General features: G+C 28.8%; 27 protein-coding genes and 1 riboswitch. Of the genes, 26 read left to right on the forward strand and 1 reads right to left on the reverse strand.

Annotated elements, in window-relative coordinates; all coding sequences use genetic code 11:
* Nucleotides 1-264: 264 nt before the first annotated feature.
* The 7 genes from ACI48Q_RS06750 (at nucleotide 265) to ACI48Q_RS06780 (ending at nucleotide 5,615) form a co-directional block, all read left to right on the forward strand.
* Nucleotides 265-957 (forward strand): 5'-methylthioadenosine/adenosylhomocysteine nucleosidase, encoded by a 693-nt coding sequence (locus ACI48Q_RS06750; RefSeq protein ID WP_474918281.1) that lies wholly within the window; start codon nucleotides 265-267, stop codon nucleotides 955-957.
* A gap of 11 nt (nucleotides 958-968) precedes the next feature.
* A complete protein-coding gene (gene aroF, locus ACI48Q_RS06755; RefSeq protein ID WP_474918282.1) occupies nucleotides 969-1,778 on the forward strand; it encodes a 3-deoxy-7-phosphoheptulonate synthase in 810 nt (269 codons plus the stop codon).
* Between the two features lie 153 nt (nucleotides 1,779-1,931).
* A complete protein-coding gene (locus ACI48Q_RS06760; RefSeq protein ID WP_474918283.1) occupies nucleotides 1,932-2,513 on the forward strand; it encodes a TraR/DksA C4-type zinc finger protein in 582 nt (193 codons plus the stop codon).
* A 66-nt stretch (nucleotides 2,514-2,579) separates the two neighbouring features.
* The gene (gene lspA / locus ACI48Q_RS06765; RefSeq protein ID WP_474918284.1) at nucleotides 2,580-3,032 is read left to right on the forward strand and encodes a signal peptidase II; all 453 of its coding nucleotides are present in this window, start codon (nucleotides 2,580-2,582) and stop codon (nucleotides 3,030-3,032) included.
* Entirely contained in the window at nucleotides 3,032-3,946 is a 915-nt protein-coding gene (locus ACI48Q_RS06770) for an RluA family pseudouridine synthase (protein WP_474918285.1), read from the forward strand. The genes lspA and ACI48Q_RS06770 overlap by 1 nt, the downstream gene beginning before the upstream one ends.
* A gap of 9 nt (nucleotides 3,947-3,955) precedes the next feature.
* A complete protein-coding gene (gene pyrR / locus ACI48Q_RS06775) occupies nucleotides 3,956-4,495 on the forward strand; it encodes a bifunctional pyr operon transcriptional regulator/uracil phosphoribosyltransferase PyrR (RefSeq protein WP_474918286.1) in 540 nt (179 codons plus the stop codon).
* 10 nt (nucleotides 4,496-4,505) lie between these two features.
* Entirely contained in the window at nucleotides 4,506-5,615 is a 1,110-nt protein-coding gene (locus tag ACI48Q_RS06780; RefSeq protein WP_474918287.1) for a THUMP domain-containing class I SAM-dependent RNA methyltransferase, read from the forward strand.
* A gap of 75 nt (nucleotides 5,616-5,690) precedes the next feature.
* Here the strand turns inward: ACI48Q_RS06780 and ACI48Q_RS06785 are convergent, their stop codons facing one another.
* Complete coding sequence (locus ACI48Q_RS06785; RefSeq protein WP_474918288.1) at nucleotides 5,691-7,436, reverse strand: Rqc2 family fibronectin-binding protein; 1,746 nt, start codon at nucleotides 7,434-7,436, stop codon at nucleotides 5,691-5,693.
* Between the two features lie 171 nt (nucleotides 7,437-7,607).
* Between ACI48Q_RS06785 and dapF the strand changes: the two genes are divergently transcribed.
* From dapF to ACI48Q_RS06880, 19 genes are all read left to right on the forward strand, one after another.
* Nucleotides 7,608-8,435 (forward strand): diaminopimelate epimerase, encoded by an 828-nt coding sequence (gene dapF, locus ACI48Q_RS06790; RefSeq protein ID WP_474918289.1) that lies wholly within the window; start codon nucleotides 7,608-7,610, stop codon nucleotides 8,433-8,435.
* A 141-nt stretch (nucleotides 8,436-8,576) separates the two neighbouring features.
* Complete coding sequence (locus tag ACI48Q_RS06795) at nucleotides 8,577-10,088, forward strand: GspE/PulE family protein (protein ID WP_474918290.1); 1,512 nt, start codon at nucleotides 8,577-8,579, stop codon at nucleotides 10,086-10,088.
* A complete protein-coding gene (locus ACI48Q_RS06800; protein ID WP_474918291.1) occupies nucleotides 10,078-11,268 on the forward strand; it encodes a type II secretion system F family protein in 1,191 nt (396 codons plus the stop codon). Before ACI48Q_RS06795 ends, ACI48Q_RS06800 begins: the two co-directional genes overlap by 11 nt.
* Before the next feature lie 12 nt (nucleotides 11,269-11,280).
* Nucleotides 11,281-11,718 (forward strand): pilus assembly FimT family protein, encoded by a 438-nt coding sequence (locus ACI48Q_RS06805; protein ID WP_474918292.1) that lies wholly within the window; start codon nucleotides 11,281-11,283, stop codon nucleotides 11,716-11,718.
* A complete protein-coding gene (locus ACI48Q_RS06810) occupies nucleotides 11,699-12,136 on the forward strand; it encodes a hypothetical protein (RefSeq protein ID WP_474918293.1) in 438 nt (145 codons plus the stop codon). Before ACI48Q_RS06805 ends, ACI48Q_RS06810 begins: the two co-directional genes overlap by 20 nt.
* Complete coding sequence (locus tag ACI48Q_RS06815) at nucleotides 12,111-12,566, forward strand: hypothetical protein (protein WP_474918294.1); 456 nt, start codon at nucleotides 12,111-12,113, stop codon at nucleotides 12,564-12,566. The genes ACI48Q_RS06810 and ACI48Q_RS06815 overlap by 26 nt, the downstream gene beginning before the upstream one ends.
* On the forward strand, nucleotides 12,544-12,957 hold the full coding sequence (locus ACI48Q_RS06820; protein WP_474918295.1) for a hypothetical protein: 414 nt from the start codon (nucleotides 12,544-12,546) through the stop codon (nucleotides 12,955-12,957). Before ACI48Q_RS06815 ends, ACI48Q_RS06820 begins: the two co-directional genes overlap by 23 nt.
* A gap of 235 nt (nucleotides 12,958-13,192) precedes the next feature.
* A complete protein-coding gene (locus tag ACI48Q_RS06825) occupies nucleotides 13,193-13,819 on the forward strand; it encodes a hypothetical protein (RefSeq protein ID WP_474918296.1) in 627 nt (208 codons plus the stop codon).
* A gap of 53 nt (nucleotides 13,820-13,872) precedes the next feature.
* Nucleotides 13,873-14,196 carry a hypothetical protein gene (locus ACI48Q_RS06830; RefSeq protein ID WP_474918297.1) on the forward strand — a complete coding sequence of 108 codons (324 nt, stop codon included), beginning with the start codon at nucleotides 13,873-13,875 and terminating at the stop codon, nucleotides 14,194-14,196.
* Nucleotides 14,197-14,218: 22 nt separating this feature from the next.
* Nucleotides 14,219-14,569 (forward strand): hypothetical protein, encoded by a 351-nt coding sequence (locus ACI48Q_RS06835; RefSeq protein ID WP_474918298.1) that lies wholly within the window; start codon nucleotides 14,219-14,221, stop codon nucleotides 14,567-14,569.
* Nucleotides 14,570-14,681: 112 nt separating this feature from the next.
* Nucleotides 14,682-14,797, forward strand: a riboswitch (SAM riboswitch).
* 181 nt (nucleotides 14,798-14,978) lie between these two features.
* Nucleotides 14,979-15,941 (forward strand): methionine ABC transporter ATP-binding protein, encoded by a 963-nt coding sequence (locus ACI48Q_RS06840; protein WP_474918299.1) that lies wholly within the window; start codon nucleotides 14,979-14,981, stop codon nucleotides 15,939-15,941.
* 2 nt (nucleotides 15,942-15,943) lie between these two features.
* A complete protein-coding gene (locus ACI48Q_RS06845; RefSeq protein ID WP_474918300.1) occupies nucleotides 15,944-16,582 on the forward strand; it encodes a methionine ABC transporter permease in 639 nt (212 codons plus the stop codon).
* An 18-nt stretch (nucleotides 16,583-16,600) separates the two neighbouring features.
* Nucleotides 16,601-17,422, forward strand: a complete 822-nt coding sequence (locus tag ACI48Q_RS06850) for a MetQ/NlpA family ABC transporter substrate-binding protein (RefSeq protein ID WP_474918301.1) — start codon at nucleotides 16,601-16,603, stop codon at nucleotides 17,420-17,422.
* A gap of 363 nt (nucleotides 17,423-17,785) precedes the next feature.
* The gene (efp, locus tag ACI48Q_RS06855; protein ID WP_474918302.1) at nucleotides 17,786-18,343 is read left to right on the forward strand and encodes an elongation factor P; all 558 of its coding nucleotides are present in this window, start codon (nucleotides 17,786-17,788) and stop codon (nucleotides 18,341-18,343) included.
* A 249-nt stretch (nucleotides 18,344-18,592) separates the two neighbouring features.
* Nucleotides 18,593-19,513: a stage III sporulation protein AA gene (gene spoIIIAA, locus ACI48Q_RS06860; RefSeq protein ID WP_474918303.1), complete on the forward strand. Its 921-nt coding sequence runs from the start codon at nucleotides 18,593-18,595 to the stop codon at nucleotides 19,511-19,513.
* Entirely contained in the window at nucleotides 19,513-20,028 is a 516-nt protein-coding gene (gene spoIIIAB / locus ACI48Q_RS06865) for a stage III sporulation protein SpoIIIAB (protein WP_474918304.1), read from the forward strand. The genes spoIIIAA and spoIIIAB overlap by 1 nt, the downstream gene beginning before the upstream one ends.
* A gap of 15 nt (nucleotides 20,029-20,043) precedes the next feature.
* A complete protein-coding gene (spoIIIAC, locus tag ACI48Q_RS06870) occupies nucleotides 20,044-20,241 on the forward strand; it encodes a stage III sporulation protein AC (RefSeq protein WP_474918344.1) in 198 nt (65 codons plus the stop codon).
* A gap of 12 nt (nucleotides 20,242-20,253) precedes the next feature.
* Nucleotides 20,254-20,637, forward strand: a complete 384-nt coding sequence (spoIIIAD, locus tag ACI48Q_RS06875) for a stage III sporulation protein AD (RefSeq protein ID WP_474918305.1) — start codon at nucleotides 20,254-20,256, stop codon at nucleotides 20,635-20,637.
* A gap of 9 nt (nucleotides 20,638-20,646) precedes the next feature.
* A partial coding sequence (locus ACI48Q_RS06880) for a stage III sporulation protein AE (RefSeq protein ID WP_474918306.1) occupies nucleotides 20,647-21,197 on the forward strand: 551 nt, incomplete at its 3' end.

The following is a 21,197-nucleotide window of genomic DNA, read 5'->3' on the forward strand; positions in this document are numbered from 1 at the left end:
TAAAAATAATTAGTAAAATCAATAAGAAATCTCACTCTAAGGGTGAGATTTTTTATTGAAATATATGATGAATAGAATATATTATACTATATTTTTTTTAGTATAATCAGTATAATATTAAAGTGAAAGAATTTAGCTAGATGCAAAAGTTGACAATAGGAAGTGGTTTATGTATTCTATTAACAATAATGAGATAAATTTTATGTTTTATTATTATTATTATGGGAAAAATATATGAGCCGAAAATTGAAAGGAGATAGAATCATGAAATTTGGTATTATAGGAGCTATGGAAGAGGAAGTAAATTCTCTTATAATTGAAATGAATATAAAAAATAAACTGCGTAAGGCAAGGATGCTATTTAATGAAGGTGATATATACGGCAAGGAAGTAGTAATTGTTACCAGTGGTATTGGTAAGGTTAATGCTGCTGTTTGTACACAAATATTAGTAGATGATTTTGGCGTAGATTGTGTAATTAATGTAGGAATAGCTGGAGGAATAGGAGAAAATATTTATCCAGGAGATATTGTTATTGCTACAGATTTAGTTGAACATGATATGGACACCACTGCTTTTGGCGATAAAGTAGGACAAATTCCGAGAATGGATGTATTTGATTTTAAATGTGATGAAGGTCTTGTTTCTAAAGCAAAGGAAGCTTGTAAAGATATAATTGATTTGAACACATTCTCAGGTAGAATTGTATCTGGAGATCAGTTTATAGCCAATGTGGATAAAATAAGATGGCTACAAAATGAATTTGATGCATTAGCTTGTGAGATGGAGGGCGCAAGTATAGCTCATGTGGCTTACTTGAACAATATACCATTTGTGATAATAAGATCAATTTCTGACAATGCAAACAATGGAGCACATATGGACTATGAAAAATTTACAGATATTGCAGTTAAGAACTCTAATGAAATTTTAAGAAACATGTTACAATTGATGTAGGTGATTTAATTATGGAAAAATTACTAGTAGATAGTAGTAGTGGTGAAAGATTAAGTGTTAAAGTTAAGAATGTAACTATTAGTGATGATAATCTGGTATTTATTTCTGGACCTTGTGCAGTAGAAGATTATGATAGAATGATGGAAATAGGTAAATACCTAAAAGCTGTAGGGGTTCATATGATAAGAGCTGGAGCATTTAAACCTAGAACATCACCCTACGATTTTCAAGGCTTAGGAATTGATGGACTACGAATTTTAAGAGAAGTTGGAGATAGGTTTGACTTACCTGTAGTTAGTGAAATAATGGACCCTAGACATATCGAAACCTCCTTACCTTATGTAGATATGATTCAAGTAGGGTCTAGAAACATGTATAACTATACTTTTTTAAAGGAATTAGGAAAGCTTAAAACTCCTATTTTACTTAAAAGAGGTATAAGTGCTACAGTTTCAGAATGGTTATATGCTGCAGAGTATATCTTAAAAGAGGGAAATATGAATGTGGTATTATGTGAACGGGGTATAAGAACTTTTGAAACATATACTCGTAATACTTTAGATTTAAATGCAGTGAGTGTTATAAAAAATAACTATAGATTACCAGTGATTGTAGATCCAAGTCATGGTACTGGGAGAAGAGAACTTGTGGAGTCTATGAGTTATGCTGGTATAGCAGCAGGATCTAATGGGCTTATAATAGAAAGTCATATATGCCCTGATAATTCTGTATCTGATGCTAGGCAAACAATCAATATAGATAATTTAAAGAAAATAATAAAAAAATGTACACAGATAAATGAAATAGTAAGTACTTTATAAGGGGAAAATATAGATACATTGTGAAATTAAAGCAATAGATGTGCATGTGTATAAAAGAAATATTATGAGTTTTATCATAAAGTAGTTATAAAATTTCATTAAGAGTAGAAAATAACTAAGTAAAACTAAAAACTTTTTAAGGAGTGAAAGTTAATGGACAAAAATAAACTTAGTTATTATAAAAATAAATTGCTTAAGGAAAAGCAAGAGATAAATGAAGTAATGAAAAACATGGAAAACAATTTTACCAATGCTCCTTTAAACATGAGAAGTTCTGAACTATCTTATTATGATAATGATATGGGCGATATAGCTGGGGATTTAGTAGACCTTGAAATAGGTATGGCCCTTGAAAAAAATGAAGAAGACATAAGAGGAAAAATAGACTTAGCATTGCAAAGCATTGACAAGGGAACCTATGGTATATGTAAATGTTGTGGAAAAGAAATACCAATGGAAAGACTCCAAGTTATCCCATATGCACAGTGTTGCGTTAAGTGCCAAAATAATATGCATAAAGACCTGCATGATGGTGTGGTTAAAAGACCTATAGAAGAGGAAGTTATAGGAACACCATTTTATAAAGATAGTAAATTTTCTATAGAGGATACTTATGAAAAATTAAGTGATTTTAATGATATAGAAAATACCTATGAATACTATGAAGATGAACCAGAATATGTAGATCAGATGGATTTAATTAGTAATGAACAATATAAAAATAGCTTAAGTTAATAGAGTGTTTTATATATGTGATAGATTAATCTATCACATATATTGTTAATAATAGGGGGAGAGGCTTTGATTTTAGAGGTAATTATAATATTTTTTGGTCTTTTAATTGATAGACTTAGTAAACATTGGGCAATTGGTGCGTTGAAAGGTAATGAAGGGATAACTATTATTAAAGATTTTTTTGCCTTTGAATACTTAGAAAATAGAGGAGCAGCCTTTGGCATACTTCAAAATAAACTTTGGTTATTTGTGATAATTACATCAATTGTTGTAATGGGAATGATTTACTATATGTTAGTACACAAACCTAGGTTTATATTGACAAAAGTGTCCATGGCAATGATAGTTGCAGGTGCATTAGGAAATCTTATAGATAGGGTTTACTATAAGTATGTGGTGGATTTCATTTTAGTTCACTATAGTGATGTGTACTATTTTCCAACTTTTAATGTGGCAGATATGCTAGTATGTGTTGGAGTGTTTTTATTATTAATATGTATTTTAAAGGACGAGGTTTAATGAAGGTAGAGCAATATATAGTAGATGAAACAAATGTAAACAAAAGATTAGATTTATTTTTAAGTGAAAGTATTAAGGATGTATCTAGATCTTATGTACAAGGACTTATAGAAAAAGAAAATATTAGAGTTAATGACAGAATTAAAAAGAGTAATTATAAATTAAAAAATGGTGATAGAATACAAGTTGAATTCCATGAACCTGTAGAATTACAGGTAGAAGCTGAGAATATTCCATTAGATATTATCTATGAAGATAGAGATATAATAGTTATAAATAAACCACAGGATATGGTAGTTCACCCTGCCCCAGGAAATTACACTGGAACCTTGGTTAATGGCCTTTTATATCACTGTAATGACTTGTCAGGAATCAATGGAGTTATTCGTCCTGGAATTGTTCATAGAATTGATAAGGACACCTCAGGGGTACTAGTGATTGCAAAGAATGATGTTGCTCATAATTCACTAGCAGAGCAACTAAAAGAACATACTATGAGAAGAACCTATTATGCTTTGGTAGAGGGAATTATAAAGGCAGATGAGGGAACTATACAGACCAATATAGGTAGACACCCTATAGAGAGAGTAAAAATGGCTGTGGTAAAGGATGGGAAAGAGGCTATAACGCACTATAAGGTATTAGAAAGATTTAAAAATAATACCTTAGTACAATGTAATTTAGAGACTGGAAGAACCCATCAAATTAGAGTTCATATGGCATATATTAATCATCCATTAGTAGGTGATAGTGTGTATGGATATAAAAAACAAAGATTTAAACTACAAGGTCAAGCATTACATGCTAAAAATTTAGGCTTTATTCACCCAACCAAGGGAGAATATGTGGAATTTGATTCTAAGTTACCAAAATATTTTAATGAAATTTTAGAGAAATTAAGAAATGAGATTTAGGAGGGTATTATGGAGTTAAAATCTGTACTTTTAGATGATAAGGCAATAAAGAGGACTTTAACAAGGATTTCACATGAAATTATAGAAAAAAATAAGGGTGTAGAAAATTTGGTTCTTATAGGTATTAAGAGCAGAGGAATTCCTATAGCTAATAGAATTACTGAGCTTATATATATGTTTGAAGGTAAAAAAGTTGAAGTTGGAAGTGTTGATATTACTTTATATAGAGACGATTTAACCACACTATCTAATCAACCTACTATTAATAGTAAAGAGTTAGGGGTAGATGTAAAAGATAAAAAAATAATTTTAGTAGATGATGTATTATATACAGGCAGAACAGCAAGAGCGGCAATAGAGGCTGTAATGGATAATGGAAGACCACAAATGATACAATTAGCTGTACTAGTTGATAGAGGGCATAGAGAATTACCAATTAGGGCTGATTATGTAGGGAAAAATATTCCAACCTCTAAAAAAGAAATAGTAAGCGTAAAAGTACAAGAGATTGATGGAACGGATAGTGTAAAATTATTCTGTAATGAGTAGGAGAGAAAATATGTATAATATAATTGCAACTACTACCTTTGGTATAGAAGCTATAACTGCTAAAGAACTTAAAGAGCTTGGTTATGATGATCTAAAGGTAGAAAATGGGAAGGTGACTTTTCAAGGAGATGAGATGGATATTGCTATTTGTAATATTCATTTAAGAACTGCAGAGAGAGTATTTATTCAGATGGCTGAATTTAAGGCTACATCTTTTGAAGAGCTATTTCAAGGCGCAAAGGCTGTGGATTGGGGAGAATTAATACCAGTAGATGGAAAGATGCATATTACAGGTAAGTCAGTGAAATCTCAACTTCATAGTGTGCCTGACTGTCAATCTATAGTTAAAAAAGCTGTAGTGGAGAAAATGAAGGAAAAATATAATACAAATTGGTTTAGTGAAGAGGGACCTGTATATAAAATTGAAGTGGGAATTTTAAAAGATGTAGTTACATTAGCTATAGACACTTCAGGAGTAGGATTACATAAAAGAGGATATAGAGAAAATGCAGGTGGTGCTCCGTTAAAGGAAACTTTAGCAGCAGCTTTAATATTAATTTCAAAGTATGATGGAGATAGAGTTTTATTAGATCCTTTCTGTGGATCAGGTACAATTCCTATAGAAGCTGCTATGATAGCTAAAAATATAGCTCCTGGAGTTAATAGACATTTTGTCAGTGAAACATGGCCAAGTTTTAGCAGTGATATTTGGCAGCAGGTAAGAGAAGGTGCCAAGAGAGCTGTCAATGAAAAGGATATAATAATACAAGGTTCGGATATAGACGGAAGAGTATTAAGAACAGCAATGGATAATGCTAAAAAAGCTGGTGTGGATAAACATATAACCTTTCAAAAGCTGCCTATGCAGTCAGTGAGTTCTAAAAAGAAGAGGGGAATAATTATTACTAATCCTCCTTATGGAGAAAGGCTTTTAGAAGAAGAAGAAATTAGAATTCTATATAAAGAATTCTATAAAATGTATTCTAACTTAAATGACTGGTCCTGCTATATACTTACATCCTTTAGCGATTTTGAAAAGACTTTTGGATTAAAAGCAAATAAAAATAGAAAATTATATAATGGTAGAATTCAATGCTATTATTATCAGTATAATATTTAAATAAAGTGCCAATTAAAAAACCTCTCTTAGACTACAGATATATAATATCTAGATCTAAGAGAGGTTTTAAAGATTTTATATCTCTTTTAATTCTAATTTTTCAGGATCTACATACATAGTTTTGTTAGTGTAATAGATTACCATGCCAGGTTTACCTTTATTAATTTTTTTAACATTTCTAATTTCTGTATAGTCCACTGGTATCTTGGTGGAATTTTTCCCTTTACTGTAATAGGCAGCTAGAATAGCGCCCTCTAAAAGTGTACTATCTGGTACATCTCCAGTGTTTTTTATAATTACATGGGAACCAGGTATGTTTTTAGTATGAAGCCATATATCATTATTGTGAGCAAATTTTAAGGTTAAATAATCATTTTGAATATTATTTTTACCCACATAGATGTCTATTCCATCACTGGAGATAAAGTGTAATGGCTTAGATGGCTTATCTTTTTTGTTTTTCATAGACTTTTTAAAGGCTATATATCCTGTTTCTATCAATTCATTTTTTATATCTTCTAATTCTCTATAATTATCGGCATTTTCTATATTTGATAGTACGGATTGTAAATATTCTTCTTCTTCTTTTGCTAATTGAATCTGAACTACTGCATTTTCTTCAGATTTTTTTAATTTATTATACTTTTTAAAATATTTTTGGGCATTTTCTGAAGGAGTTTTATTTTTATCTAGAGGTATGGTTATATATTCACCTTCCTCACTATAATAATTTAAGGCATCTATATTAGAGTCTCCCTTTTTTATATTATATATGTTTGCAGTAATTAGTTCACCGTAGAGATTGTATTTTTGCTTTTCATTACAGTCCTCTAAGGTATTATTTAATATATTAAGTTTTTTTTCAACTCTATCTAGATTAGTATTAACTAGCTTTTGCATATCAGAGCTTTTATTCTGAAGCCTGCTAGCTTTATCTTTTTCATGATAAAAATTTTCTATAAGTTCACTAGGAGATGAAAAATTAGCTGTATTAGCTCCTATATGGGTTAAATAGGTTAGAGGTACACAATGAAAATCCATTAGGTTATTATTTAAGCTGTAACTATTTAGTGCATAATTATACTTACTTAAATCCAAGAAAAAATTCTTAGTGTGGTTATATATATCTTCAAGGTTATTCATATTAAACTCTATAGGAGTGTTTTCTATTCTATAATATAGTTCCTTTGAAAGAGGAATACTAACTCCATCAAAAATTTTAGAAAAAAGTTTTTCATCTAGAGATTTTTCTCCATAGCACTCTATTACTTTTGTCATAAAATTTTCATAGGAACAAGTAAATCCGTTTAATTTATTGCTTTCAGGTGGATATATATAATTTACACCAGGATATAGAACACGATAACTATTAATATCCGAAGTTATATGCTTTATACAATCCATAATGGCATTATCTCGTTTTCTTACCAGTGTAATATTGCTATGCCTTCCCATTATTTCAACAATAAGTGTATATACACTATCGAAGCCTAAATCATCAGTGCTTTCAAAGTCTAACAATAATATTCTATCATTATTCAGTTGCTCTATATTAGTTAAAACAGCAGTATTTAAATACTTTCTAAGAACCATGCAGAACATAGGAGCTTTTAGCGGATTTTCCTTAGAAGAATCTATAAAATTCACTCTGGGATAAGAGGCATTAGCACTTAGTAATAGTTTTTTAGATTTTCTATTTACTTTAAAACTTAATATAATTTCATCTTTTTCAGGTTGGTTTATTTTATCTATTCTACAATTAATAACTTCATTTTTTATCTCATGGGCCAAGGAACCCAAGAATATTCCATCTAATGGCATATAAATCACCCTTTCTGTTTTTATAAATCCTGTCCATTGAAGGGTCATCAATAGGATTTATTTATAGTATATCATTAAACATAGATTTATAAAATAAATGAAAACATATATTACAAAGTGTAATCAAGTGATATATTAATAATATGAATAATTATATATGGAGGGGTATATTTGAAAAAATTATGTTTTACTAAAATGCATGGAGCAGGGAATGACTTTATTGTCATTGAGGATTTAAACAACATGTATGAGGACTTATCTAATTTGGCTAAAAAACTTTGTCATAGAAATTTTGGAATAGGGGCAGACGGCATATTAGTAGTTAAAAATAGTGACAAGGCTCAGGTTCAAATGGTAATAATCAATGCAGATGGATCTATTGCATCTATGTGTGGGAATGGATTAAGATGCTTTGTTAAATATGTGTTTGATAATGGAATAGTTAAGGGTAATGAAATTACAGTTGAAACTGGAGATGGGATAAAAACCTGTTACATAGAAAATGATGATGAGAAAGCTATAAGTATTACAGTAAATATGGGTGAATATACTTTTGAACCAACATTAATACCGGCCAATACTAATGAACCTATAATTCAAAAGAATATAGTGGCAAATAATGAGGAATATATAATAAACACTCTGCTTTTAGGGGTGCCACATACTATAATTTTAGGGAAGTTAGATAGTTTTAGTGTAATAGAGGGAGAAGCTATTGAACATCATGAATTATTTCCAAAGGGAACTAATGTTAACTTTTGTGAAGTCAAATCTAAAGATGAGATTTGTGTCAAGACCTGGGAAAGGGGCGTAGGAGCAACTATGGCTTGTGGTACAGGATCTTGCGCATCAGTAGTAGTATGTAATAAATTAAATTTAGTAAATTCTAAGGTGAAGGTAAGTGTGCCAGGTGGTTGTTTAGAGGTAGAGATTGATTCCAATGTAGTTTATATGACTGGAGATGCACAAATTACCTTTAGAGGAGAAATAGAATTATAGACTAGATTAAAAGATTCACTTTAGTAGAGTGAGTCTTTTTTATTGGAAATAATTAAATATATGTTTAAAAATATAAAATATGTAAATAAATAATATAAATAGGACAAATAGAATAAATAGGATATTTTATGGTGGTGGCACATGGATAATTTTGTAGATTTAGATATGATTAAGATAAATAAGGAATCCTTAGAGTTAGTACCCAAGGAATTATGTGAAAAGTATACTATATTTCCCTATAACGTGTTAGATAATACACTATATATTATTGCTTATAAAAAGCCATTATCAGACGTTTTGATTAAGGTTAGATTTATATCAAAAAAATCTGTAGATATAGTGTATGGAGATAAAGATCAAATAGATAGATATATAGAAGTACATTATGAGGATTTATATAGAAGTGAAGCCTTAAGGGATATGATAGAAGGGGATATATTATTTGCAGAAAGTCAAGTTCTTGATAATATAACAGGACCTATAATATCTTTAGTGGATTCTATTATTGGAGATGCTATCTTAAAGGAAGCTAGTGATATACACATAGAACCCTTTAAGATAAATGGTATTGTTAGATATAGAATAGATGGAGTTTTAAATACCGTTGATACTATACCTAAAAATACCTATGATTTGTTATGTGCTAGGATAAAAATTATGAGTCATATGGATATAGCCTGTAAATTTACTCCTCAAAGTGGAAATTTTTCTAAAGATTTTTCAGGTGTCAATTTAGACTTTAGAGTATCAACCTTGCCAACTATCCATGGAGAAAAAATTGTTATTAGAATTTTAAGAAAGGATTTAAGTATTCTAAATGTAGATAATCTGGGTTTTTCAAAAGTTCATAGTGAAGTTTTGAAAAATATTCTTGGATATAATCAAGGATTAATTCTAATAACTGGGCCCACAGGTAGTGGAAAGAGCACAACAATATACTCTCTAATCAAAGAAATCAATAAAGGTGAAAAAAATATAGTTACTATGGAAGAACCAGTGGAGTATGAAATTCCAGGGGTCAATCAAGTAAATTTATCAAGGCAGGGAAAATTAACTTTTTCAAACATATTAAAAAGTGTGCTCAGACAAGATCCAGATGTGATAATGGTAGGAGAAATCATAGATAAAGATACTGCAGAAATTGCTATTAAAGCTGCATTTACAGGTCATTTAGTACTTACTACCCTACATACTTCAGATGCCAGTGGAGCAATAAATAGGTTAGTGGATATGGGCATACCTAATCATTTAATCAAGGATGCGCTGACAGTAGTTATAGCACAAAGGTTATGCAGGAAAATATGTGACGCATGTAGAGTAGAGTATATTTCTAGTGAAGAAGAAGTCAAGCTCCTAGACTTGAGAGAAAATGTAACTTTATATAAGGGGTTAGGGTGTCGTAAATGCAACAATACAGGATATAAAGGAAGAACTATTAGTTATGAGATTATATTAATTAATGATTTAATAAAAGAAAAAGTCATACATGGATTTAGTTCAGAACTTAAAAAAGTAGCTATAGAAAATGGAATGGTCACATTAAGTGATAATTTTAAAAATCTAGTACTAGATGGAATTACAACTGTGAATGAATATAAAAGTAATATTCAAATATTCAATATGGAGGGAGCTCAACTTAACTATGAACTATAAATATTTAGGTATAGATTATAATGGTAAAAAGTTAAATGGAGTTTTAGAGGCTAATAATGAAAGTGAATTAGTATATAAGTTGAGTCTTATAAATATATATTGCATTAAGTTTAAGCAACTTAAAAGTCGTGGAGAGAAGAGTTTTATAATCTTTAATAATATTAGTTGTAAACTATTAAGCATATTTTGTAAAAGCTTAAAGATTTCCTTAAAGTCTGGAATTTCAATAGATTATGCAATAAATATATTTCTAAATCAATGTAGTAACAAAACACTAAAAATAGCATTAAAACAAGTATTCATATCCATAGAACAGGGGAAAACTCTAAGAGATAGCTTGGAAGAATTTCCTAATATATTTCCTCGTTTTTTTAGAACTATGATATATGTTGGAGAAGAGAGTGGTAGATTAGAAGAAGTCTTTACTTTTATGGAACAGCATTACATGAAGAAACATATGAGAAAAAAGAAAATTATTAATTCCTTAATTTATCCAATTTTTATTTTGATTTTTTCAACAATATTAGGATTATTGATTATTACCTTAGTAATTCCCAAATTTTTAATTAATCCAATGATAAGGAATAGTAATTTACCATTTATAACTAAATTATATGTTGGCATTGGTAATTTCATAAATAATAATACTGTATATTTTATTGGAGGAAATATTATCTTTATAATGTTTTTTGTTTATATGATTAAAATTATTAATAAAAATGAAATTTTTCAAAAGGTAATATTAATAATACCATTTCTAAAGAGGATTATTATTAAAGAATTCTTATGTGATTTTACCTATTCAATGACGCTTATGATAAAGAGCGGATTAACAATAAAAAACTCCTTGTGTATAATGAGGGATATGCAAAATAGAGAGATTTTTTATAAGGCATTAACTGTGAGTATAGAATGTATTGAGAAAGGTTTATCTATACATAAATCTTTTTCCCACACTAAATTATTTCCAGAATTCTTCTTAGCTATGGTTTATATAGGAGAAGAAAATGGGGCATTAGAAGAAAGTTTGTATACTACTAATGAGTTCTTTGAAGAGGAGTTTAGTAGTATGTTGAATAGTATGACTGTAATTATAGAGCCATTATTAATAATATTTGTAGGAATTTTTATAGGTTCCATCATCATGAGCGTAATGTTACCACTATTTAGTTTGTATTAGTAGGTATATGCTATGAGAAAGGGTTTTACTATTATAGAAACTATATTGTATTTAGGACTTATTGCAGTAATACTATTAATATCGCTGCCTATGACAAATAGATATAAGGAAATAATGGATAAAAGAGAGCTGGAATATACCACTAAAGTAGTGGTTGGATTTATAAATGGAGGAAGTAGTTATGCTAGGAACAATGTGGAGTTAGCTACTGTATTGTGGATATATAAAGACAAAATTCAAATAAGAGGAAATATGAAAAAAATAGAGGAATTTAAACTGCCATCTTCTGTAAGGTTACAACTACCCTATGAACGAGAAGTAGATAAGGTTATGATATCCAGTACTGGACACATTGATAGAGCAATGACTATAACATTAAAACATGATAGCGGTGAAAGTAAATATATCACTGTAAAGGTAGGAACAGCATATGTTAGTGAGAAAAAATAAAGGAATTGCGGTCATTGAAATAATAATAGCTATGTTTCTCTTTTGTTTATTTCTTATGTGTATCTTTACTTTTCAAGCAACTAATATGAATTGTATAAGTGTAGAGAAAGAAGAGATGGAGGGGGTATTTGTAGTAGAAAGCATGAAAAATATTATGGTTTCCAATTATGATTATAAAATATTATATGAAAACTTAACTGAGGGTATAAAATATATAAATAGTGATTATATAAAGAATCAAGATTTTAAAAAAGGTGATATGTTTGCAAGGTTATCTCATAGTTATAATGAAGAATATCCATTTGTAGAAATTCAAGCTAAACAGGATGAACATATAGAGGTTTTAAAAATAATAATAAATTATCACATAAGAGAGGATAAAAATATTAAGCATGTATTTTATAAAGGTAACTATTAAAAGAAAGATTGGAATAGCTTTTATAGAGGCTCTCATATACATAGGACTATTGTCTATCCTACTATTATTATTTTTAATGTCTAATGGAGTTTACTTGCAGAATTATAACAAAGTCAAGGAATATTCATATAATTTTACTGGGATACATGAAGCATTAATGTATATAGAAACACAAGTTAATAAAGGTGAGAACATATATATAGAAAATGCTTCATTAGTTATTGAAAATAATGGAGAAAACAATAAGGATATGGTATTGAAAGAAGGGAATGTGCTTTACTATAAATATAAAGATAAAGGACAAGGATATACTAAGCAACCTCTTTTATATAATGTAAAATCCTTTATAGTTGAAGAAAATAAAAATGTAATGCTCTTAAAAATTATTACGGAAGAAGGTGTCATAGGTGAGAAAGCGATGGGTAAGTAAGAGAAAAAAAGGTAATGTTTTACCTATAACTCTAATATTAATATTAGGTATGCTAGCCATGGCAACTTTTATAGGGGATTATTTTGACAATAGAAATTTTTATATAGTAAATTATTTAGAGAATATGGATAAAATGAGCAATGAAAATAAACATAGGGAATATTTAATGACACAATTTAACAATTATATACTTGAAAATTTACCTATTATAAAACAAGAGGGGGTTAATAAATATTTCTCCACAAGATATAAGGATAATATTGTATTTGAGGGCAGTAAGATAATCTATGATGGAGGAAGTGATAGATTCATGATGAACATGAAGGATACCATATACACTTTTAAAATCAATATAATAAATGATGAAGTTAGCTATAGCTTTGTAAAATAGAGGTGATAATATTATAGATAAATATATTATTATAGTAAATGACAATAGTACCCAACATATAAAAGTGAGGAAATTATTTTTAGAAAAGTACATATATGAGAGTGTCAGGGAAGTTTTATATAAAACAGATAGCAATTTTAATAACAAGAATGGATATTTTATAATCGAAGGTGAAGAGTTATTTATTGAAGAATTAATTATTCCTGGAGTAGGAAAAAAAAGCTTGGAGAATATTATGGAAAATGAAGTATTAAATAGATTTCAATCTATAGAAAATATAACCTTCGACTATATAATAAAAGAAAAAACACATAATAGGATTAGGTTATTCTTATATTGTGTTAACATTGAAAATCTAAGTCTTAACAGTGAGAAATCTTATGAAAGAATAAATATAATTTCTGTAGATTTAGTTCAAAATTATTTTATAAGGTTTTATGAAGAATTCATTAAACATAATAAATATGTAATAGTTATGAGTTTTAGAGAGTATACCTATGTATGCTATGTGGTAGACAAGATATTACAATTAAATAAGGTATTTCATAATTCCAATATTAATTTTCATGAAGACTTGTTGGAATTTTATAATAGGTTATATAAGAAAGATAACAAAACACTACCCATATATATTGTGGGAAAGGATTATCCCTTAGCAAATTTTATATTGAAACATAGGACTCTAGATGATGGATTATTTTATAGATATCTAAAAAATTTTCATGTTATAAACTTTAATACACCTAGTGAATCTCAGTTTTATGAGTTTATAATAAATAAAAATAACATTAAGAAGGTATGGAAATGCAGGGCAAATTTTATCCAAAATGGTATAAAAAAAGAAAAGAAAGTGACTATGTAAGAAAAAGTAAAATAATTTTAATTATATCCACCTTAATTGGAGGATTTATGATAATGAACATAATTAAAGGAATAGGAGAATTAGATGCATTAAAGGATCTGGAAAAAACACAGAGTAATATTAATGCCTTTGATATTACATATCCCTATGAATATTTAGCTAGCCATATAGAGAGTTTAGAAGGGTATATTAAAAATCTTTATTTTCAAGAACAAGATATAATTATTGAAATTTATGTAACTGATTTTAATGATTATTTATATAAAATTAGCACATTGGAAGCTAGCTTTAATTTATTAGAAGTAGGTGAAGTAACAAAGAATGAAGGAAAGGAATTCTTTAAGGTAAGAATGAATATAAAAAATGAGAATCTCTAAGTATAAATGGATTAGTATAGTTATGTGCATTCTTTTAATATTGTTATGTGCTTTTTATGCAATTCTATTATTAAATATGGAAAAGCTAAAAAACAATAGAGCTTATTGTAATAATAACTATATCAGTGAAGAGTCTAGAGCACCCTTCAATGTAACTGAATGTGTTAAAAATCTATATGAGACTGAAGGAATAAGGGTCGGAAATCTTCAGCTATATGATGATAGTGTAGATATTGAAATATATTATGAAGGCTTTATAAGTGAAATTAAGAATATTTTTCATTCTATAAATTTAGAAAGTAAAATTACTAATATTTATGCCTTTTCTATAGATGAAAAAGGCATAAGATTTAATATTATAGTAAGTACTTAATTTTGAATGTTGTTATGTTAATGTTATAAGGAAATTTTAAAAAAATATTAGAAATATATTGACAAGATGTAGGGATGTATATATAATAAGTAACAAGATAAAAATTAAATAAAACTTATCATGAGCGGTGGAGGGACTGGCCCTATGAAACCCAGCAACCTGTATGTTAAACTTAGCGTTTGCATATAATGGTGCTAAATCCTGCAGTATTATGCTGAGAGATAAGAGGATAAATAGCCATGCATGGAATTGTGCACTAGGGAATTTGTTCTCTAGTGCTTTTATTTATTTTATTGATAAAATTTAGTTTGTTAGTGGCCAATAATATAACTAGATTTTAAAGGTTTTACATTAGTAATAATTATTTGAATTTAGATAGGAAGAAATATATTTAGGAGGGGATGTAGTAATGATAGAAGTTGCAGATTTAAGAAAGAATTTTAATAAACTGGAAGTTTTAAAGGATGTGTCTTTTTCTATAAAGCAAGGAGAAATCTATGGAATTATAGGACATAGTGGCGCAGGAAAATCAACCTTATTGAGATGTATAAATGGATTAGAAACTTATGACTCTGGAGTATTACAAGTAATGGACCAAGAAATAAAAAATCTAACTCATGATGAGTTAAGAAAATTTAGAAAAAACATAACTATGATTTTTCAAAATTTTAGCCTATTAAACAGGGCAAGTGTATACAAGAATATAGCTCTGCCATTAGAAATATGGGGTTATGAAAAGAAATATATTGAAGATAAGGTAGGGGAATTATTAAAACTAGTTGGTTTGGAGGATAAACGTGATTATAAGCCTAAGCAATTAAGTGGTGGACAAAAACAAAGGGTTGCTATTGCTAGGGCATTGACCTTAAATCCTAAAATATTACTTTGTGATGAGGCTACTTCTGCTCTAGATCCTAAAACTACTAAAGATATTTTACAGCTATTATTAAAAATAAATAAAACTCTTGGAATAACTATAGTTGTGGTTACTCATGAGATGGAAGTTATTAAAGAAATCTGTGAGAAGGTACTATTATTAGAGGATGGAAGGGTGAAAGCAGAAGGTTATGTAGAAAAGTTATTCTTAAATCCTGGATTAAGTCTTAGAAAATTTCTTGGAGAAGAAGATGAAGATGTAATTCCTGAAGAAGGGGTTAACATAAAAATATTTTTTCCAACAGAAGTAAGCCATAAATGTCTAATAACTAAAATGAGTAGAGAACTAGATGTGGACTTTTCTATAGTTTGGGGAAAGTTAGAAAAATTTAGAAACAGTATTTTAGGTAGTTTAGTAATAAATTTATCAAAAGATAATAAAGAGAAGATTATAAAGTATCTAGAGACAAATAAATTTCAATGGGAGGTGTTGTAGTTATGGCATTGGATATATTGATACCCGCTATTAGAGATACCTTTATCATGGTATTGTTGTCTACAGTGTTTTCATTGATTTTAGGATTTTTTCCTGCAATATTATTAATATTAACAGAACCTTCGGGATTAAAACCTAATAAACTTATATATAAAAATTTAGATATGGTTGTAAATATTTTAAGAAGTTTTCCTTTTGTGATTCTTATGGTAGTAGTTGCTCCAATATCTAGATTAATTGTAGGGAAATCTATAGGTACAATGGCTGCAATAGTACCATTAACCATTGCAGCGGCACCTTTTGTAACTAGAGTAATAGAGGGAGCACTGAAAGAGGTAGATGCTTCCATAGTAGAGGCAGCAAAATCCTTTGGAGCTACTAATAGCCAAATTATATTTAAAATAATGCTTAAAGAAGCACTTCCATCTATAATTTCAGGACTAACGCTAACAGTTATAAGTATAATAGGATATTCCGCCATGGCAGGAGCAATTGGTGGTGGTGGACTTGGAGATGCTGCAATTAAGTATGGATATAATGGATTCAAAATGGATATTATGATTTATACAGTAGTAGTATTAGTAATTATAGTACAGGGAATACAGAGTTTAGGAAATTATATATACAAAAAAATGAATTAATTTTGGAGGGAATCAATAATGAAAAAATCAGTGAAAAATATATTAAGTATAGCAATAGTTGGAGTATTAGCACTATCTATGGTAGCTTGTAGCTCAAATTCATCAAATAAAGGCAAAGGTAATGACAAAAAGATAACCATAGGGGTTAGCCCAAATCCACATGAAAAAATAATAAAAGAGGCAGTTAAGCCATTGTTAAAGGAAAAGGGATATGAGATAGACATAGTTACTTTTAATGATTTTGTACAACCTAATACAGCATTAGCAGAAAAACAACTAGATGCTAATTATTTTCAACATGTACCATATTTAGAAGAGACTAATAAAGCTAAAGGATATGACTTAAGTTATACAGCAAAAGTACACCTAGAACCAATGGGAGTATATTCTAACAGCATAAAAGGAATTGATGAATTAAAAGAAGGATCAGAAATTGCAATTCCAAATGATCCTACCAACTGTTCAAGAGCCTTGAAATTACTAGCTGATAATGGTTTAATTAAAATATCAGAAGGCGAGTTAATCACTTCTAAGGATATTACAGATAATCCTAAAAATTTTAAAATAACAGAATTAGCTGCAGAGCAAATACCTAGAGCTTTAAAGGATGTTGATGCTGCAGTAATCAATACTAATTATGCATTAGAAGGTGGGCTAAATCCTCTTAAAGATGCATTAATAATTGAAGATAAGGATTCACCTTATGCTAATATATTAGCAGTAAGGAAAGAAGATGAGAACACTGAAAAGATTAAAGTTATTACAGAGGCATTGACTTCACCTGAAGTTAAAGAATATATTGAGAAAACTTATGAAGGTGCTATAATTCCAGCATTTTAAGATTTTAAGTAATAAGACTCTATCCTAATCTATTATTTAGGATAGAGTTTATTATAATTAAAATAGTAAAGAATTTAAAAAAATTAGTGAATATTATTGAAATTTTTAACATATAAAGGTACAATGTGTTTGCAATTCATATAGAGTTTTGATAAAATAACTTTGGTAGCAAAAAATTGATACTTTAAAGCAATTATTATATATTATAATTTACTTAAGATAACACATATATGGCTTTAAATTCAACCTAATACATAACTATGGATTTTTATATATTATGGAAATTCTATGATAGTATTAAATTATTTTAATTAGGTTATAATAACTTAAGTAACAAATGCAATTATACGGGAGGTAACAGTTATGATATCAGCTGGAGATTTTAGAAAAGGTACAACTTTTGAAGATGGTGGACAAGTTTATACAATAGTAGACTTTTTACATGTTAAACCTGGAAAAGGAGCTGCTTTTGTTAAAACAAAACTAAGAAATGCACTAAGTGGAGGAATTACAGAGACAACTTTTAATCCAAGTGCAAAATTTCAAGAAGCAGTAATCGAGAGAAAAGAGATGCAATATTTATATTCTGATGGAGAATTATATTACTTCATGGATCAAGAAACTTTTGAGCAAATTCCTTTAAATTATGAAAAAGTAGAAGAAGCAATAAAGTTTTTAAAAGAGAATATGTTTGCTATTATAAAATTCTATAAAGGAGAAGCTTTTTCAGTAGAAGCACCTAACTTTGTTGAATTAGTTATTACGCACACAGAACCTGCAGTAAAAGGAAATACTGCTACAAATGTTCTTAAGCCTGCAACAGTAGAAACAGGAGCTATTGTTCCTGTACCACTATTTGTAAATGAAGGTGAAACAATCAGAATAGATACAAGAACTGGAGAATACATGGAGAGAGTTTAATCTCAATCTTTAGAACATGCCATAAATTTATGGCATGTTTTTTTATTTGGCTTTGTTTTGAATGTTTGTTGATTTTAGAATTACATATTATTGCGAGAGGGTTTGCTTCGCAATAATATGTAGTTCATTATCAACAAACATTTAAAACAGAGCTATTTTTAAAAGAAAATTACTTATATAATTTATAAAAATTATTGTAATAATTGAGGGATGTTGGTAATAACAATTAAGTAAGAAAGGGTGATACATATGATTACAAAAGACATAGTAGATATTTTTCCAACAAATATTAAAAAAGAGTTGATATCCTATGGAAGTTTTGATGATTTGCAAGAAGTAAGACTAAAGGTAAATAAATCACTAATATTTGTGTGTAACAACAAAGAAATAATTTCAAATTATATATCAACTTTAGAGGATATAAAGTTGATAATTCAAAAAATAAGCAATTATTCTATTTATGCTTTTGAGGATGAAATAAAACAAGGATATATAACAATACAAGGAGGACATAGGGTAGGGCTCTGTGGTAGCTGTGTTATAGAAAAGGGTATTGTAAAAACAATGAAAAGTATATCTTCCATGAATTTTAGAGTTGCTAGAGAGGTAAGAGGATGTGCTGATAAAATTATTCCACATATATTAAATGAAAATGGAGTAGTTAACACTATCATTATTTCTCCACCTAAATGTGGAAAGACAACTATATTAAGAGATTTAGCAAGGCAAATTTCTAATGGTATAGATAAGTATAATTTTACCGGAAGAAATGTGGCAATAATAGATGAAAGAAGTGAAATTGGTGGGTGTTATAGAGGAATACCTCAAATGGATATAGGAAAAAGAACAGATATTTTAGATGGATGTCCTAAGAATGAAGGAATTATTATGGCTATTAGAAGTATGGCACCTAGCATAATAATATGCGATGAAATAGGTACCCATGGGGATATGGATAGTATAGTAGCTGCACTAAATTCCGGAGTTAATGTGATAACTACAATTCATGGGTTTAGCGAAGAGGATTTATATAAAAGGTCTGTGTTCAATGAGGTTATCGAAAATAAAGTATTTCACAAAGCTGTAATTTTAAGTAATAGAAAAGGTATTTCTACCATAGAATATATATATGACTTTACAAAAGGGGAGATAATAGGGAGGGATAAGTAATGAAAATTATTGGACTAGCTTTGATAATAATATCATCAACTTTAGTAGGTTTTTTTTACGGAGAAAAACTAAGGAAAAGGGTAAAACAGCTTAAAGAGTTACAAAGGGGAATATATGTATTAAAGAATGAAATTAATTTTACTCATTCCCTATTACCAGAGGCATTACTTAAGGCATATGAGAAGTGTACACCAGAAATAGGTAGCATATTCAGAGATACTTCAAGCATTATGCTTAATAATGAAGATAAGGATGTATATAATTGTTTTTTAACCTCTATAAATGCTCATAAGAATTCATTATCCCTATCTAAAGAGGATTTAGGAATATTCTTAGACTTCTCTAAAACTCTAGGAGAGATGGATATTAGTGGACATAATGACTTATTTGGATTAACTTTAGAGAACCTTGATAAAGCAATAAAAAATGCAGAAGAAACTTTGGACAAGAATATAAAGATGTATAGATATTTAGGTTTTTCTTTTGGTGCTATGACGGCTATTATCTTATTTTAAAGGAGGGATAGTATGATTTTAGATATAGGAATAATTATAAAAATCGGTATAGTCGGTATAGTTATGATAATACTAGACAAAGTTCTAGATAGTGGTGGTAAAAAAGAATACGCAGTTATAAGTAATCTAGCTGGTATTGTGATAATTTTAATGCTAGTTATTAGCTTAGTAACAAAGTTGTTTGACTCAATACAAACACTATTTCGATTTTAGGAGGAGGACCTGATGGAAATATTAAAAATTGTTACTTTTGCATTAGTAGCCCTCTTAATAGTCATGGTATTGAAAAAAGAAAAAGAAGAGTTTGCATTAATGGTAAGCTTAATAGCAGGAATTGTTATATTTATATTTCTTATTAGTAAATTGACAACTGTAGTTAACTTTCTACAGAATTTATCTTATAAAGCAAATATAGATATCGTTTATTTAGATGTAGTTTTTAAGGTTTTAGGCATAGCATATTTATCATCCTTTTGTAGCGAAATATGCAAGGATGCTGGTGCAGGCAGTATAGCAGCCAAAGTAGAATTTGCAGGGAAAATATTAATATTAACTCTATCAATTCCTATACTTATGGCTGTTATGCAAACTATATTAAAAATAATGTAGGTGAACATTATGAAAAAGTTTATAAAAATTATATTGATAGTAATGTTTTTAAATTTTATCCCCGTACAAGTATTTGCTTACGATAATGTAGAAGTAAATCAAGAGCAAATGGGAAAGATAGAGGGGTTATATGAATATATAAGTAGCATGGATTATAAAAATGAATTACTGGAAGAACTAAATATATCTCCAAAAGAATTAGTACAAGCTTTAATGAAAGATGGACAAGGCTCTATTGATTCAAAAAAAGTAATAAAGATAATTTTAGTTTATGTATTTAAGGAATTGGCTGTGGTTTGGAAAATCTTAGGACAAATCATGATAGTGGCTATAATATGTGCACTTATCAGTAATCTGCAGAATGCCTTTAGCAATGAGAAACTATATAATGTTGCCTATTTTACATGTTTCTCTGTGATAATAATAATCATAGCAAGAGGCTTCTATATAGGAGTTGATTTGGCCAGTAGTACTATAGTGAGAGCTAGTGATTTTATGGCGGCATTAATGCCGGTTTTAATAATGCTTTTAGCAAGCATGGGAAATGTGGCTCAAGCAGT

The sequence above is a fragment of the Clostridium sp. LXY-7 genome (genome assembly GCF_056172015.1).